Here is a 17,113-nt window from a genome sequence, read left to right as displayed (position 1 = left end):
TCCACTTTCCTAAAGGTTAGTTATTCACATTTATTTCCTGTAACTCCTCCATAAAATCAAGCAAAGATCCTACAGTAAGAAATGCCTTTGGATCTACCTCATCCTCTGGAACGCATAGCTTTACATCCATTTCTATGTATACAATAAGCTGTAACATCATTACCGAATCTATATATAAATCTTGATTTAAGCGCATCGTTTCTTCTAAATGCGTTACATTTTTCAGTTCCATTTTTTCAATCATAATTTTTAACACGGCATTCTTTAACGCTTCCCGTCTCATGTTGTAACCTCTCCCATCTCTAGTAACTTTCTACTTACTTTTCCAGTTTTATTTTTAGGAATTTCATTTACACTTTCAATTTCATGGGGAACTTTATAAGAAGGTAAGTGCTGAATACACCATTCTCTTATTTGTACTGGATCAACATGAGAGATCACTTTCGCTTTAACTATTTCGCCCATGACAGGATGTTTCCCTCGATATACAATTGCCTCTTGAACACCTTCCAATCGAAGCATCGTTTCTTCTACCTCTATAGGAAAGACTTTTAATCCCGAAACATTAATTACATCGTCCATACGCCCCATAAAATGAATGCCACGCTCAGATTTATACCCTAAATCTTTCGTGAAGATTTCCTTATCATTCATTTTCACGACGATTTCTTCCGGTGCATTTTCATCTGAACCTATGCTTATACTCGCATGAGGTAGAGGGTTTCCTAAATCTAAATGGCTCTTCATATCATGACATATACTAATACAACCTGCTTCAGAACAACCATATTGCTGCATCATATATGTTGTCATTTCTTTTAGTTTATAAAATAGTGCTTCTGGCAAAGGCGATCCTGATGTCATAATTTTATGAAACTGGAACGTTCCTAATGGAAAACTCCCCATAATGTGTAACATAAGTGGTACTGCATATATAATATGTTTTTCTGTATTGCGAACTATATTTAATGCGAATTTAGGATTTTTATTCGTAATGATTACAGGCTGGCTCCCCCTCGTAATTGCTGATAAAGTACCACATATTAGTCCGTATGAATGTGAAACAGGAGCCATAACGATTGGCACTTCATCTACTTCACAGTTTAAAGCTTCATTATAAGCGGTAATTTCCGTATCAACTTCCGTCCATGCTCTACGAATTAGTTTCGGTTCCCCTGTAGTTCCAGAACTATATTGCAGTAAAGAAGGCTCTTCTAGTAAAAAGTTCCCTACTTCTAATTTTGTACAATCGCCATATTCTCCATATAAAATTCCTACACAATTTGCACGCTTTGCCATTTCAATAGCTGTTTCTTTTGGTGTATCTTCATGTATAAGTAATACTGATGATTTCTTTTCTTTTAAGAAAAACACAATCGTAATAATATCGAATGGATCTTTCAGACAAAGTGCAAATCTATTTCCTTCTGCTTCTTTAAATTGTTCCATTTCCTCATAAACTTGTAATCTCGATTCAAAATCACTTTTGCTATACTCTTGTTTATTAACGATTAGCATAATTTCCCCCTGTAACAGCTGATTTTTGTTTCATAAGTTGTCTTACTCTATACAATGGATTTGGAACTTCATGAACAAGCGATTCCAGATCCATATATAATCGACGTTTCGTTAATTGTTCAGCATAGAATGTAGGTGCATATAATTGAATATTTTCAAATCTACCTTTCAAATGTGGATATATTCTTAAATGATTTTCAATTTCTTCAACAACCATCATCCAAAAATGTTCTTCTTTCAATCCATACTCATCCGCAAGTACGAATGCTAATTCTCCTAAATTAAACAGAAATAGTGCATCTAACACCATCTCTTGCAAACATTCAATGCGATCCATTTCAAAGAAATCATTCATTTTTCCATTCGCATATGTTTTATGCATTTTAGTAAAGTCGGGACATTTGTCAACTTCTTTCAAATATGGACGATAAAACTCAAGCCCTTCATGAAAATCCTTTAACGCAATACGAACAGGCACCCCTTCTTTATGGACTAGAATCATATTTTGTCCATGTGATTCCAGTGCGATGCCATGCTCTACAACAAGATGTATAACTGGTATTATCGCTTTTTGAATAAGTAATTGTAGCCAATCCTTCATTCCATATTTATTCAACCACGCATCAATAATTGGTGTACCATTTTTCTCTTTAGCGTATAAACCATTAAAAGGAATTGCATCTTCTTGTGCATCTAAATACTTATGAATGCTTTCGCGCCAAATACATCCTAATGAACCATATATAGCTTTCTTATTCGTGTCATACGTTACACTGGAAAACTCATTTAACAAGATTAAACGTGCTTCATCCATTAAATAGGCGTCATTACTTACAACATCATTTAACCAATTTGATATTGCTGGTGCACTCACAACAGAGTATGGTTTCAGCGTACGAAGTGTTGAAGTGTTGAGTAAATTCATCGATAATTTAACGTACGGTTTCTTTGGACTCGTAATATTTCTTAATGTTCTCATTGACTGTTGCGCGCAATAATCGTCCTCAGATGTTCCTAAATAAATAATAAATTTCCCCTGTATATGATCCGCATAATTTGAAATGATGAAATTCACCCACTGCCATGGGTGAACAGGTATAAACACGTACTGTTTTGGATTACATCCCTTATTACGAATTCGTTCCATAAACTCTTCTAATTTACGATCGCCAATCTCCTCTTTTAAAAGGTTGTTATACATCACTTCATTCTCATAACCTACAGTCGCATAATTCTTATGCGCTGCAATCCATATGAGTTTTATTGGCTGCATAAATTCATAACCATATTGAAAATTGTCACGATATTGAAATCCAACACGTGCTTTATAACTAGGATGATATGGATGGCCGTCTATTAAATGGCTTTCAAACTCATCGTAAGATTTTTGAGTATATTCTCTCTTATTATTTCTTTCATATTGTGCAATCGTGTCTTTAAATATTGTTTGTTCTAATTCGTGTATAAAAGAATCTAATTTAGCTTGTTCTACACTAGTAACCCGAAAAACTTCTTCTAGAAATTGCGAGACAGATTGTATTTCTTGCTGTTCATCTTGAACTCTTACTATTAATGAGTCTAACGAAATACGTCCAAATGTCATCCGTTCCCTGCCATAGCATTTGTACGTGACACTTTTGCCTTCTTCATCAAGTCCTTGTATTAGAAAAAGAAGTTGTTCTTCTTTTTCTATGCGAACCGGTGTAATAATCCCCTCATAAATTAACGATTCTACTAATTGACGTAGCACTCTTCTTCGTACTGAAATGTAATCTTCTGATTCGAGCGCCTTCAATACTTTCGTATGATACATGTCCACTCTCATAAAACCCTCCACCTTATGACAAAATACCATTATTTGTATTACGTGAAATTTTAACGTTATTTATGAACGAACAGCCACTTCTCTAACGAGTGGATTATGTACTTGCACATAAATAGCTTGCTCCAATGGATTACTTAACTCATCGACATCGAAAAATCTCGTTAGTAAATTTGCTTTACACGCTAACTTATCTTCGTCCAATAATTCTCTTAAAAATGTAGAAGGTTCCCGGTTATATGGAAGGAATGATTCAAGTACAGACCTTAATTCCGAGAGAAGAATTTCCTCCTTAATTAATCCTGCTGTGCCAAAACCATTAATGAGGCCAAACATATGATTGAAAATTAAGTAGTAACGAAATCTCTCATCCACAATATAGTCGTCATATAAATTTCCAGTACGTTCTCCAATACCAGCTAATTCATTATTAAGCATCTCTTTCATTGAATTACAGAAATAAAATCCTTGATTATCACGGAAATAATATTTGACCGGATAACCATCTTTTAGCTGAACAACGCTATTTTGCTGATGAGCTTCTAATGCAACACCATACTGTAAATACATCCATACCATTGGCTTTAAAGAAATATTCATATATCGTCTAAACCACTCTAAGCTTACTTCTTCACAGCTTTTACTTTCTAAATCTGCTAGGCGATGAATAATATTCGATAACCGCGTACGCTCCCCAGGTATAGCGTCTTGAACTAGCCCAGCAATTAATGTTGCGTCGTTTGCATGTTCGCTATAAAAAGGATTCTCACGAATAATCACTTCAAATCCAGATTCTTGTGTTCCATAATTTAATGTAATAAAGGCTGGATCACAAATAAAATCAAATCCTGGAAATCTTTCTCGTACTTCACCAATAGCCGTATTTAACATTTCCTTCCCTTCAAGACCACTCTCAAGTTCTTTCAGTTTATTAATACGCATTGAATTCGTTACTTTCACCGGAAATGAAAACTTAAGCATATACTTCGAATTGGGATGATATAGCGTCCTTAGTGATGATGTTGCCATATAATACTTACCTACAGGACCAATATACTCAAGCAATTCTTGAATTATCCAATCTTGTACGTAAGCTTGATGCAAGAGCCATTCTGCCTGAAGCGGATGAATTGGAATTAATGCATATTGATCTTCCTTACAGTACTTCGCTATAAATTCCTTACTAACCATCTCATCATTACTTAATTCTTCTTTTATAATCGTTGTTATAGAATCTGATAATAATGATTTTTCATTTACTATACTTTTATGTGCCCGAAAATAATGAAGCTGACATTCCCCTTTTAATTCTGGAGAATACATTGCACTTTTCCAATCCAATATCCCCTGTCTACTCTTTGGTGTAGGATGAGTTAAATGCCCAAATAATAAAGACTGCTCCGCTTCTATAAAAGTTGTATGGAAACCGTATAATGCGGATGTATCTTCTATTCTCTCTTTTGTAAATTCCTCAATATTTTGACAACTACGGATAACTCGAAGCATAAGTTCCGCAGGATTCGTTCCTTCTCCGTAGTTGATCGACATCTCTTTTATTAAAAACGTAATAACTGTAACGTAATCTGCTGTAATAACAGAATTACTATCTCCAATTTGATAATAAAATTGTTCTCCAAACAAATGGCGATCTGTTGGTGATTTATATATAACTTCTCCATACAAAGTAACGTTCTGTGCCGATAGCCGACAACATAAATATGTGGGGACTGTATCTCTATTCAACGTATTACTGAAGATACTTTTCATTCTTTCATCCTCTGTAATCCATTCTCCACTCCCTGTTTCTCTTAAATAACAGTTTAAAAAGCTTTGTAATGTTGCATGTTCTGCGATTTGTTTCGCAAGCTGCATGTTGGTCCTCCTCTTTATATTAAAGCTATCGAAATTTTATATAATAAACGATAATTGAATGTCGTTATCAATTATGATTCTAATTGATAATAATATTCAATTCAAGAGTATATTTCAGAATTTTTTTATCTGATTTAATTTTCCTTGTTTTCCCCCTTTTCTTTAATCTAGTTAAAAATACACAAAAAAAATACTCAGCTTCAAACTACATACTTACTATTTTTCATTAGTAATCTATCCAAAATGGTTAAACAAAAGAGGTATACCTTAATTGGTATACCTCTTTCAAACATAAAGTTTACATAATAATATTATTTATATCTCTCCAGCAATATGCTGTCTCTTCTACCTGTAATCGCTCTAAAAATTTTGTATCAATTTTTTCTGGGTTAAATTTTTCATAAAACTTTTTAGAAGGATTATTCGTAACAACCCAAACTAAAAGTGATTGCATATCATTCTTTACACATTCTGATAGTAACGCTTGAAATAACTTTTGTCCTATTTTCATTCCTTGATACTGTTGTAAAAGGTAGATTGCATATAATTCTCCATCACAATTATATGTATCAGTTCTTTCTATCCCCCCATCGATGAATCCAACTATTTCTCCATTTAAATTCTCTGCTACAAATCTAAATTGATGATTACCTTCTTTTTGAAAAATATCTTCCCATTGTTTTTCTCGTTTCTCATATGCTATATTATCTAGAATTTCGTCAGCAAATATCCCTTTATACGCTGTCTTCCAACTATCGACATGCACCTTTGCTATACCTTGTATATCATCCTTTATTGCTCTTCTAATATGTATTCCCATCATTTCTCTCCCCTTATTACTCATCATTATATCAATTTCATTCCTTAAAAATCCAAATAAAAAAGAGTGAATTTGAAGTGACCCCTAAAAGTTAGACACGGTTATTTCATTAGGCAGCTTGATAAAAGTGAGTCCGGTATTGTACCGGGCTCATTTTTAATTTTGCCTTAATCCGTTTCGTATTATAATAATCTATATATTTTTCTAATTCTATTTTAAAGTGCTCTACATTTTCAAATTCTTTTATGTAGAGGAACTCCGACTTCATAATCCCAAAGAAATTTTCTATTACTGCGTTGTCGTAACAGTTGCCTTTTCGAGACATACTCTGGACGATAGCTCTTGATTCAAGTGTCCGGACGTACTGTCCCATTTGATAATGCCATCCTTGATCCGAATGCATCAGTAGCTGGTGGGTTTCAGGTAAACGTTCCAATGCTTTCTCTAACATGTCTGAAACAAGCGAATACGTCGGTCTAGAACCAATTGTATAGGTAATAATTTCACCATTATACAAATCTAATACAGGTGATACATACAGTTTTTCTCCAAACAATTTAAACTCTGTGATGTCTGTTACCCACTTTTGATTCGGTGCATCTGTATGAAAATTACGCTCTAAAATATTAGGTGCGATTCTACCGACTTTTCCTTTATAGGATTTATATTTCTTCATACGCACGACACACTTTAACCCAAGCTCTTTCATAATGCGCTGAACCTTCTTGTGGTTCACTTTCTGGCCACGATTCGTTAATTCATCACGAATGCGACGGTAACCATAACGACCTTCATTTTCCTCATAAATCGCTTTAATCTCAGCTTTCAAATCGGCATCTACATCTGGACGATTCATTTTCTTTACTAAATCATAATACGTGCTTCGAGGAATAGTAGCTAGCTCCACAAGTGCCTTCACCGAATATTTATGCCTTAATTCATAGACTACTTGCGCTTTGTCTTGTTTTGTGATTTTTCCTTGTTTTGAACTAAGGCATTTAACTTTTTTAAGTACTCATTTTCCATCTCAAGCTGTTTAATGCGTGCTTCAAGTGCTTCGACTGACCCTTCAGCTAAAGGTTGTTTTAATTGTTTATTTGAATCTTTTTTCATGGATGGACGCCCCTTTTTCTTAGATTGAAGGGCATCAATTCCTTGTGTTTCAAGCTGTTTTTTCCAAACAGAAATCGTTGAAGGGGCAGGAATATTAAAAATAGCTGCCGTCTCAAATAAGGACATACCGTTTTCAATCATAAAGTTTAGTACGTCTAGTTTAAATTGTTGTGTGTAATTTGTACATCGTTTTAGAAAAGCTTCCAGACCATTCTGTTTATATTGGTTTACCCAATTCAAAATGATTGTGTCACTTATACCGAGCGATCTACCCATTTCTCGATAACTTTCATTCCCGTTCAAATAACGTAGAACGATTTGTATTTTTTCATCAGCTGTAAATTTAGCCATAGAAAAACTGCACCTCCAATTGTTAGACTGTGTCTAACAATTGGGGTGCAGTTCAATTCACTTCACTCTTTTTTATCACAATTATCTACTTTCCACTTCAACTGAAACTACTCGATCAATCTCTTTCAGGGAACTATATAACTCTGTTGTATATAAATCTTCTGGAGCTAAAATAACCATCTCCAGTTGCTGAAATGCTCCACTATCTATATCTTTAATTTTCACGCGTTTCACATGCATGCCTAAATTTTTAATTTGCTTAAATATACCATCTAATTCATGATGCTCTTTAACAGTAATTTTTATAGATAAATCCTTTTGTCTTAATGAATACGGTCCTGCAATTTTCACAAGTTGCGGAAGTACATTAATCGCTAAAATAATTAAAACCATAGCAACTGTCGCTTGTAAATAAAATCCTGCACCAATTGCGATTCCTAAAGCTGAAGCAGCCCACACCATAGAAGCTGTTGTTAATCCAGAAATAACGTCATTACTTCTTCGTAAAATGACACCTGCGCCAAGAAAACCAATTCCACTAACAATTTGAGCGGCCAGTCGCATCGGATCCATATTTGTATGTCCTGGAACAGAATATACATGCACAGATTCAATTGAAACCATCGTAATTAAACAACTTGCTACAGAAATAACCATACTTGTTTTCACACCAAGTGGTTTATTCTTTAGCTGCCTATCTATCCCGATGAATAATCCTAAAAAGAGTGCTAAACCTAATTTGAGTAAAAATTCATATGACATATTCCCATTCTCCTTACTTTACAATGTTTCCCTTAGAATAACTCACTATAACTCTTTTATGATATCAATTCCAGTCTTTTCTATTCATTTAACGTAAAAAACCGAAAAAACATTTATAACGATGTTTCTCCGGCTTTTTATTACACTTTAGATTCTTCTTTATTTCTGATCTTTAATCTTAATTTCTGCATCTTTGTAGAATGCTAATTTACTGTCATTATACTCTTTTGTAAATTTGTTAAACTGCTCTTTCGACTTTTGTGCTTCCACATTTAATTCATTAACAGTTTTAACTTTTTCACCGATTTCTTTTAATTTCGTTTCTTTTACTTTTAATTTTTCATACAGTTCTTTTTCAGTCGCTAACACTTTCGTGTAATTTTCATTCATCTTTTGGAATGCATCATAACGATTCTTATACGACTCTTCTACTGCTTTTGCTTGTTTTTGTAACTTTTTATCTTCAAGCTTCTCTATATTTCCTTGTACAGATTTTGTTTCTTTCTGAGCTTTTTCTAGCATTTCTTTTTCATTTTTCAATACTTTTTCACGATCATCTACATTTGCAGTAGCTTGCTCTAGTTTCTTCACAACTGCTTCATTATGATCTTTGCCTTCTTGCAAAATTTGAGAATATAATTCTTGGCCTTGTTTCTCTAACTGCTCTAATTTTTTTGCTTCATCCACTAAAGATTTTTCTTGTGTTGCTGCTGTTTCAAAAGCTGTATATAAATTTTCTTCTGGCTTTTCACCGAAACAACCTGTTAACAACCCTACTGATAACGCTCCAACTACTGCTACTTTTCCATACTTCAACGTCAATTCCTCCATTACATACGGTTATCATGCCAGAAGTTCACTGGGAAGTGACTCTCTTCATGATAAGCTTCAAACTCATAACCTTTTTCTTTTAGCCCCTTTAAAATTGCTGGCACAGCAGCAACTGATTGCGGGTGAATATCATGCATTAAAATTACTTCTTGTGGTTTTGTTGCGTTTGTTAATACGTTTTGAGCAATTTGTGCTGCAGCTGCATCAACTGGCATTTTATTGTATCTCCAATCTAATGAATCAATTGTCCAATCCCATACTTTAAATCCGCCTTCTACCACTTTATTTCGAAGACCTTCATTCAATCCAGGCATCGAACCATATGGAGGACGTGTTAATTTAGGTGATTTCCCAATAATATTAGCGATTAAACCTTGATCTTCTTTCATCTCATTTACATACTCGCCATTTTTATATAACTTTGCGAAATTATGTGTCATACTATGCATGCCTACATAATGACCCTCAGCATTTTCACGTTTCACTAAATCAGGAAATTCTTTTACATTCGCTCCAATTAAAAAGAACGTCGCCTTCGCATCATGTTGTTTTAGCGTATTTAATAATTCAGCCGTATATTTCCCTGGCCCATCGTCAAATGTAAGATAAGCAACTTTTCTTTCTTTTCCATTAAAACGACTTGGTGCCGTTTTATTCATTTCAACTTTCGGCTGTTCACTTGCAAGCTGCACTACATTTTCTTGTTTCGCAACAGCTTTTGCTGGTGAAGTAATTGATTGAAACATGTAATACCCAATAGCTACTGCGGCAATCGCTATTAAAACGACTACTATTTGTTTAATTTTTAAAGCTTTTTCCATTCTATCGAATTCCTCTCCCTATTAATCTTATATATAAATCGCCCAATATAATTATACATCTATTTATTTTTATTTCACCATATAAATAGATTTTATTTGTATTATAATGGGAGTTTTATCAAAATTGTTGTTCCTATTCCTTCTTTGCTTGTAACACTAAGCGCACCGCCATGAAGCTCTACCATTTTTTTAACGATAGCTAAACCAATACCTGCACCTGCAGCATGATTATTAATTTGGTAAAATGATTGCTCAATATATGGTAAATGTTCTTTAGCAATTCCAATCCCTTCGTCTCTTACCTTAATCACTGCTTGTCCTTCTATTTTAGTTGCTTCAATGTGTATTGTGCTTTTTTCATGTGAATACTTAATTGCATTTTGAACAATATTCAAGAAAACTTGCTTTAGCCTATTTCGATCTCCCATCAATTCAATTCGGTCTATAGTAGTAATAAATTGAATTTCCTTCTCTTCCGATTTAGGAGTTAATTGCCAAATCGTCTCCTCTAGTATATCGTACAATTGCACCTTTTGTTTATATAAATTAAAATGATTTGATTGTAATCTTGAAAAATCTAGCAATTCTTCTACTAAATGAATCAACCTATCTGTCTCACCTGAAATAATGCCCATACCTTGCTTTATTTCTTCTTCTGTTAAATGATCTACTGTTTTTAACGTCTCACTCCAACCTTTAATTCCTGTTAAAGGCGTTCGTATTTCGTGCGAAATAGAAGCAATGAATTCATTTTTCATCTGCTCAGCCTTATCTATTTTATAGGCCATATAATTTAAACTATGTGCCAAGTCACCTAATTCTCCAGGATAATCTTCTTTAATTTTTTGCTTTAATGTGCCTTCTGCAATTTGTGAAGAGGCTTGAATAATGGATTCAATTGGCTCAACAAATGAATTTGCCAAACGTCTACTAATTAAGAAGGCGACTCCCGAAATAACAATACCTACAGAAATAGTAAACGTAATAATTTCAATAATCTTTTTATTTACATTTGTTAAAACAGTCGTATATTTTAAAACACCAATAGTTTGTCCTTGATGTATAAGTGGGCTTAGCACCTCTAGTTGTTTTTTATTACCTTTCGTAGTAACTTGATTATACATTTCACCTTCTAATAATGATTGTGGAATATTCACTTTACCTTCTACCTTTTCACCACTTGAAGATTGTATAACCGAGCCGTGACGATCAATTAACTGTAATTCTGTTCCTTCTAATTGAAAGCTACTAATTATGTCACCACTATATTCTTGTAATCGAATAAAGTATAGTGAATTGTATTCTGAAAAAAAACGTGTACTCGTTTTCGCATGAGACTCTATATATTGCACAATACCATTATAATAGTATCGATAAATTGAGACTGAAAATACAACTTCAAATAATACAAGCATAAGTGTAATGACCGTCATAAAATATAAAGTCACTTTCCGTTTCATCTCATACTTTCCTTCCACACATATCCTTTTCCCCACACCGTAAGAATAAATTCAGGTTCTGATGGATTACATTCTATTTTTTGACGTAACCGTCTCATATTTACATCTACTACTTTCGTCTCACCTACGTAATTGGTTCCCCAAATCATATTTAAAATTTCATCACGCGAAACTGGCTTTGAAGCCTGATTCATTAAATACTGTAATATCATATACTCTGTAGGTGTTAAATCGACTAATTGTCCATCTTTATACAATCTTTCTTCTATAATATTTAACGAAAATGGACCTGACGTAACAATATTCGTTTTTTCTTCATGTACTTCTATTCTTCTTAATAAAGACTGTATACGTGCAGTTAATACTACTGGACTAAACGGTTTTGCAATATAATCATCTGCACCTATTCCTAGTCCTTGCACCTTATCTTCATCTTGTACACGTGCGGTTAACATAATAATACCCATTTTTTTATTTTCTTTCCTGATAGCCTTACAAACTTCTAAACCATCAATCCCCGGTAACATTACATCCAGCAGTGCTATATCAACAGTTTGTTCACTCAAAATCTGTAACGCTTCTTCTCCAGTAGTAGCTTCTATTACATAAAATCCAGCACGTTTTAAATTTAAAACAATAAAGCTACGGATCGTTAATTCATCTTCTAAAACTAAAATTTTTGACATAATTCCCACCTCCTACTCTTGTTGATAATCCGCTAGCGGTTTTATATATGCTTTCACTTTTTCAAATTCCGATTGCTTCGGTACTGCATATACGTGAGAAGCCGTTTTAATTGCTGCGCTGTAGCCTTTTATATTGAACCATTCTTTCCGCTTAAAAATATGAACTTCAAGCCATATTTTATTTGTTCTTGTATCCAAAAACTTTTGAGAATTTGATTCTTTTTGCTGATCTGGTATTGTAATTTTCCCTATTAACTCTTTAGGAATTTTCACATAATACCCTTTTTCTATATCTATATATCGTTCTTCAATTGGTTTAATTCCAGATTCACTCCACTGTATGTAACGTTCAAAAAGCGGACTATCACCATGTGATTTATCCTCCCAACCTTTTGGACGTACAGTACGAACAAATTCAATAATGCCGTCTTCATTAACATCTTTACTTTCTACAACATATTCATTAAATAAATCTTCTTTCCCATCTATAGGTAATACTTCATAATGATCCTGATCAAATTTTGCTACATAAGTTATACCTGAATGAGCCCCTGTTCCCGCATCGATTACAACTGCCTTTAATGATTTAGAAATACGGCCCATTTGTATTCTTTGAATACTATTTATATACGGATCAAATGTAACCTCTGACAATACCTTAAACTTTTCAATGAACTGAACCTTCAACTGTTCATCTTTCATATACGAAACAAGGCTTATGTCTTTAAAACCATTTTTGTTTAAATCATCTATAAATAACTTTGTATACTTCTGTCTATAAAATTCCTTTATATCGTCACTCTCATCGGAAAAAACATACATTGTGTTTTCTAATAAATCACGATTGGTAGTTATTCCTATCAATAGTTCCCTTTTCCCACTCCCTGTGAAATCTCCTACCTCAACAATATCTACTTCTTCCCCATCAAATGTATAGGTTGACTTCATATTCCATCCATTATTTTTCTTCTCATATACGGCTAAATATATATGATAATCTTCATTAGGTATTTTATATACGATGACAGCTTCTTTTTTATTATCTCGTTCGAAATTCATTGACCATGTCGTCTGTTTATCTCTATTAGACATTGGAGTAAGTAAGCGATAATTAACAGGTAAATCTTTATCAATTTGTTCCTTTAATTCATTAATCCATTTTTCATTTGTAGGAGCTTCCATTAGACTTGTTGGAGCTTCAGACATTTTACATCCAGTCAATATAAAGATAATTCCCATCATGCTTAACCATTTCTGCATATGATATCTTTCCTTACCACAAATTTTGAATATGTCCTTTTACTTTTTTACCTATCCATTATACTCATACATATGAGTATAATTTTTCTAAACTAAAAAATCGTTACAGAAAAGTTACAAATACATTCCAAAAAAAAAGATTGGCAAAAGCCAATCTTTTTTTATTATTCGTTTCGGACTGATTTTGGCGTTACACCTAAATGATCATTTAATTTTTTTGAAATATCTTTTACATTTTTTTCATTTGGAATGTAATAATAAATACCACCGATACGTTTATCTGTACCTTCTATTTGCAATTTTTCCATTTCCAAATTAGATCCTGCCATATTTTTTGTAATGGCAAGCATATCGTCAAATGTTAAGTTCGTTTTCATATTTTTATCAACCGCATCTAGTAAAGAGCCCATTTTGCTAATTGATTGAACAGACATCGCTTTTTTAGCAATTGCTTCTATTACAAGTTGCTGTCTCTGTCCACGCATTGCGTCACTATCAATTTTACGCGTTCTTGCAAGTGCAAGAGCTTGTTCTCCATTTAAATGTTGGTAACCTTTTTCTAAATGGATCATACCAGCTTGGTCTTTACTATCTTGTTCAGTGAAAGTAACTGGTACATCAATATCAATACCACCAATTGAATCGACAATTTGTACGAATGATTCAAAGTTAAACTTCACATAATAATCAACAGGTACATTCAAAAATCTTTCCACCGTATCGCGTGTGCTTTCTACGCCACCAAATACGTGAGCATGAGTAATTTTATCTAATTTTTTTCTAGTTGGAATGTAAACACGTGAATCACGTGGAATACTTACTAGCTTAACAGACTTATCATCTTTATTAATTGTTGCTAATAAAAGTGCATCTGTTCGAACTGCTTCGCCATATTGGCTTTTTCTCATTTCACTTCCATCTACACCCATGATTAATATTGAAATATTATCCTTTAAAGGTTCGACTTCTTTATCACGCTTTGATGACTTATCAATTTTTGCATACGCATCATTTACAACAGCTTTTGCTTTATTATATATAAACGAACCATATCCTACTCCTCCAAAAATAAGTAGGAAAAATGGAATTAATATGAACCATTTTATTGACTTTCTTTTAGAACGCTTTTTATTACTTCTCGTATTTTGTTCTAATTCAGAGCTCATACCCATTCGCCTCTCTTTCTCTTTACCAAGTATAATGTAAGTCTATTTATCTTCATATTGAATTTCCTTTCACTAACCTTACAATTTTGTAAGGTTACTACTTAAACCCAATACGTATTCCATTTCACATTATACTCTCGTACTTATTTTTGGCAAGTCACTATTTACCAATTTCAAAAATTTAGCACTTCGCAACATATGAATTTACAAATTTATTAACTCTTTCATTTTAAATTAGGATGTCTTTTTCTTAACAAACGATATGAATAAAGAATCCAGCTAATTATAAAATCTCTATGAATACAGTATATTTGACTTTATTATTTCTCAAACGGCGTATACACGCTTTTCTTCCCCTGATTATCAATGTAAGCCGACTTTGCTTTTATTTTCGTTTTTTCTACTTCCATGTCTTCATTTGAGAAGTTCACAATGATTTTAATATCTTTTCCATAAGAAACAGATTGTACTAGCTTATCTTCTGACAAATACGCAAAATTCGTCATCTCTTCTTTTACTGCTTTTTCATGAACTTCATTCCAAACTTTTAGATGCTCTGTAATTTCTTTTTTATGCTTATTCCACTCTACTTCATCTAAATGGTATAACGGAGGAACATTATACAATAATTCAGACAGCATTCGATTTCCAACTTCATCTTTTACCTTTAAACTTCCCCATTCCCAATGATGCGTTGTAATAACGGAATCATTGTATACTAATTTATATAATGGTACCGAATATACTGGGTTTAAATATACTTGTTTATATTCTTCTTTCAATGGTACTTGTTTTGCATATTTTTCAGGCACATTTTGATTTGGTGACCAATATCCACCGACATAATACGGACTTGTTTTATTTTTCCGCATATCTTCATCGTCCCATTTAATAACAGGTGTTTCAATTCCATGTGCAAATGCAATCGTACTACTAGCAAAATCATTTCCGCCTTCAGAACCAACGACCATACCCTTTTCTTGCGCAATGTAGTCCATTCGTTTTAAACGTGCTTTTAAATCTTGCTCTTGTGTCGTTATATGTTTCGCTGAATAGTCATCGTAAATTTCACCTGTCGCATCACAATCAATAAACCATGAATTATATTTAGGGCCATTTTGTAATATATCATTCATGCGTTCCTTTACACTAGGTAGCGATAAAGTCGGGTTTAACTTGCGACCTCTACCTAAAAAGCCTTGCACCTTTTCTCCGTTTTTCTTCGTTACAGTAGCCTCTTCGTATAATGATGGGTCATTAAAGAATGCTGTGTTCCAATTTTTATCACTTTTTTCGTGAATGGAATGATATGAGTCATACGGACCAACTAAATATCCCATTTCCTTAGCTTTTGTCACAAAATTAGGTTGCATAAATCCTTGTTCCCAGTTCGGCAGACCAATCCACGCTTTTTCTATTCCTGTCTCTTTCATTTCCTTTAATATGTCCGTTCCATCTGCATTACCCCATTTACTTACCTCTTCAACCGCATCACCAAGTAGCGACTTTAATAAATGCTTATTTAAGCTATACAATTCTGTCTTCGTTAAGTGACCTACACCTTTCTTTATTAGCGCACCAGCTTCCTGATCAACGTTTTGGAAAATATCCTCTTTATAAAATTCCTTCATCGATAATACTTCGTTTATATAACGTAAAATAACATTTTTTTGATACTTATCAATGAAATCTTGTTTACTTACTTGATCTAATACATTCAGTTCCCCAGGCTCTGAACTATTCTTTTGAATAAGTTCTTTTATATGACTAAACAGCGGGCTATTTATTTGCTCCCTTAGTTTTGGCCAATTTATATTATTTTCTGATAAACCATTTTGATTCCAAAAATAAAAATGCGCCGCTCCATATAACTTTTCGATTTCTTTATTTTTTCTAGCCTTTTCTTGTAATGTTTTAAATTCACCTTTTCGAACAATATCATCCTTATATAGTTTAGCAATACTTACCGCATCATTATTTGTCACATATAATTGAAATCCATATGTTTTATTTTTATTTATGCTCGGAAATTCATGTGTAAAATCAAACCCTATTTTCGGATCCGAATGAAATTTCAATTCATTATTAAACATATTCTTTGCAATATATACAATTGAATATTTCGAACCATTTAATGCGAAAAACTTCATAGAAAATGATTCAGCAAATGAATATGCATCATCCTTTAAAAACTTCTTCCAATTCTCATCATTGCTCGGAATTTGCTTACCCTCCCATAACGGAAGTGTATAATTCTCAGCTTCTACTTTCGGCCATGTAAAGCTTTCTGCACCAGTCGATTCCACTTCAATGTTTAAGTGGTCTTTTTTCTTTTCTAATTTTATTTTTACTTTTTGATCTGGATATTCCCACGATGTACGATCCTTTTCTTTTTTTACATTCGATACCTTCATTTTCGGTAGGGGTTGTGATGCCTGTTCCTTTGCCCCCTCATGTTCTACAGTTAATGTGAATGTTTCTGGATTTACATCATAAGTAAAATCTTTATACGTCGCTTTCTTTATTTTAGACTCTTGTACAGCATTACTACCTTTTACGTCACAACCGACTAAAGTCGAAAACGACATAGTTGTAAGAAGACATATCGCTATCATTTTTTTCATCCTCTGC

The 17,113-nt window shown here is 33.3% G+C and carries 14 protein-coding genes; all 14 read right to left on the bottom strand.

Annotation, left to right across the window (positions count from 1 at the left end; genetic code table 11):
- Positions 1 to 16: 16 nt before the first annotated feature.
- A complete protein-coding gene (asbD, locus tag MKY21_RS09635; RefSeq protein ID WP_001250561.1) occupies positions 17 to 283 on the bottom strand; it encodes a petrobactin biosynthesis protein AsbD in 267 nt (88 codons plus the stop codon).
- Positions 280 to 1,518 (bottom strand): AMP-binding protein, encoded by a 1,239-nt coding sequence (locus MKY21_RS09630; RefSeq protein WP_000909578.1) that lies wholly within the window; start codon positions 1,516 to 1,518, stop codon positions 280 to 282. Before MKY21_RS09630 ends, asbD begins: the two co-directional genes overlap by 4 nt.
- Positions 1,505 to 3,343, bottom strand: a complete 1,839-nt coding sequence (locus MKY21_RS09625) for an IucA/IucC family protein (protein WP_341076067.1) — start codon at positions 3,341 to 3,343, stop codon at positions 1,505 to 1,507. The genes MKY21_RS09630 and MKY21_RS09625 overlap by 14 nt, the downstream gene beginning before the upstream one ends.
- 60 nt (positions 3,344 to 3,403) lie before the next feature.
- The gene (locus MKY21_RS09620) at positions 3,404 to 5,212 is read right to left on the bottom strand and encodes an IucA/IucC family protein (protein ID WP_341076065.1); all 1,809 of its coding nucleotides are present in this window, start codon (positions 5,210 to 5,212) and stop codon (positions 3,404 to 3,406) included.
- Between the two features lie 298 nt (positions 5,213 to 5,510).
- Positions 5,511 to 6,035: a GNAT family N-acetyltransferase gene (locus MKY21_RS09615; RefSeq protein WP_033682813.1), complete on the bottom strand. Its 525-nt coding sequence runs from the start codon at positions 6,033 to 6,035 to the stop codon at positions 5,511 to 5,513.
- 106 nt (positions 6,036 to 6,141) lie between these two features.
- Positions 6,142 to 7,496, bottom strand: a protein-coding gene (locus MKY21_RS09610; RefSeq protein ID WP_325764816.1) for an IS3 family transposase whose coding sequence is annotated in 2 segments (ribosomal slippage) — positions 6,142 to 7,043 and positions 7,043 to 7,496 — 1,356 coding nt in all. Because the reading frame shifts where the segments join, the coding sequence is not laid out codon by codon here.
- 81 nt (positions 7,497 to 7,577) lie between these two features.
- Positions 7,578 to 8,258 (bottom strand): MgtC/SapB family protein, encoded by a 681-nt coding sequence (locus tag MKY21_RS09605; protein ID WP_000119510.1) that lies wholly within the window; start codon positions 8,256 to 8,258, stop codon positions 7,578 to 7,580.
- A gap of 159 nt (positions 8,259 to 8,417) precedes the next feature.
- The gene (locus MKY21_RS09600; RefSeq protein ID WP_000873574.1) at positions 8,418 to 9,074 is read right to left on the bottom strand and encodes a YkyA family protein; all 657 of its coding nucleotides are present in this window, start codon (positions 9,072 to 9,074) and stop codon (positions 8,418 to 8,420) included.
- A 14-nt stretch (positions 9,075 to 9,088) separates the two neighbouring features.
- Positions 9,089 to 9,910, bottom strand: a complete 822-nt coding sequence (locus MKY21_RS09595; RefSeq protein ID WP_000409484.1) for a peptidoglycan-N-acetylglucosamine deacetylase — start codon at positions 9,908 to 9,910, stop codon at positions 9,089 to 9,091.
- 101 nt (positions 9,911 to 10,011) lie between these two features.
- Positions 10,012 to 11,370, bottom strand: a complete 1,359-nt coding sequence (locus tag MKY21_RS09590) for a sensor histidine kinase (RefSeq protein WP_000824531.1) — start codon at positions 11,368 to 11,370, stop codon at positions 10,012 to 10,014.
- Positions 11,367 to 12,056, bottom strand: coding sequence for a response regulator transcription factor (locus MKY21_RS09585; protein WP_000036071.1), 690 nt, complete (start codon positions 12,054 to 12,056; stop codon positions 11,367 to 11,369). Before MKY21_RS09585 ends, MKY21_RS09590 begins: the two co-directional genes overlap by 4 nt.
- Positions 12,057 to 12,068: 12 nt before the next feature.
- The gene (locus MKY21_RS09580; RefSeq protein ID WP_001174875.1) at positions 12,069 to 13,316 is read right to left on the bottom strand and encodes a hypothetical protein; all 1,248 of its coding nucleotides are present in this window, start codon (positions 13,314 to 13,316) and stop codon (positions 12,069 to 12,071) included.
- Positions 13,317 to 13,480: 164 nt separating this feature from the next.
- Positions 13,481 to 14,482: an LCP family protein gene (locus tag MKY21_RS09575; RefSeq protein WP_002163948.1), complete on the bottom strand. Its 1,002-nt coding sequence runs from the start codon at positions 14,480 to 14,482 to the stop codon at positions 13,481 to 13,483.
- Between the two features lie 320 nt (positions 14,483 to 14,802).
- Positions 14,803 to 17,106: a glycoside hydrolase gene (locus tag MKY21_RS09570; protein WP_044795760.1), complete on the bottom strand. Its 2,304-nt coding sequence runs from the start codon at positions 17,104 to 17,106 to the stop codon at positions 14,803 to 14,805.
- Positions 17,107 to 17,113 lie beyond the last annotated feature (7 nt).

Origin of the sequence: Bacillus sp. FSL R9-9497 (assembly GCF_038005805.1) — a bacterium.
Lineage (GTDB): Bacteria > Bacillota > Bacilli > Bacillales > Bacillaceae_G > Bacillus_A > Bacillus_A cereus.
This window is presented reverse-complemented; position numbering and strand designations above follow the sequence as displayed.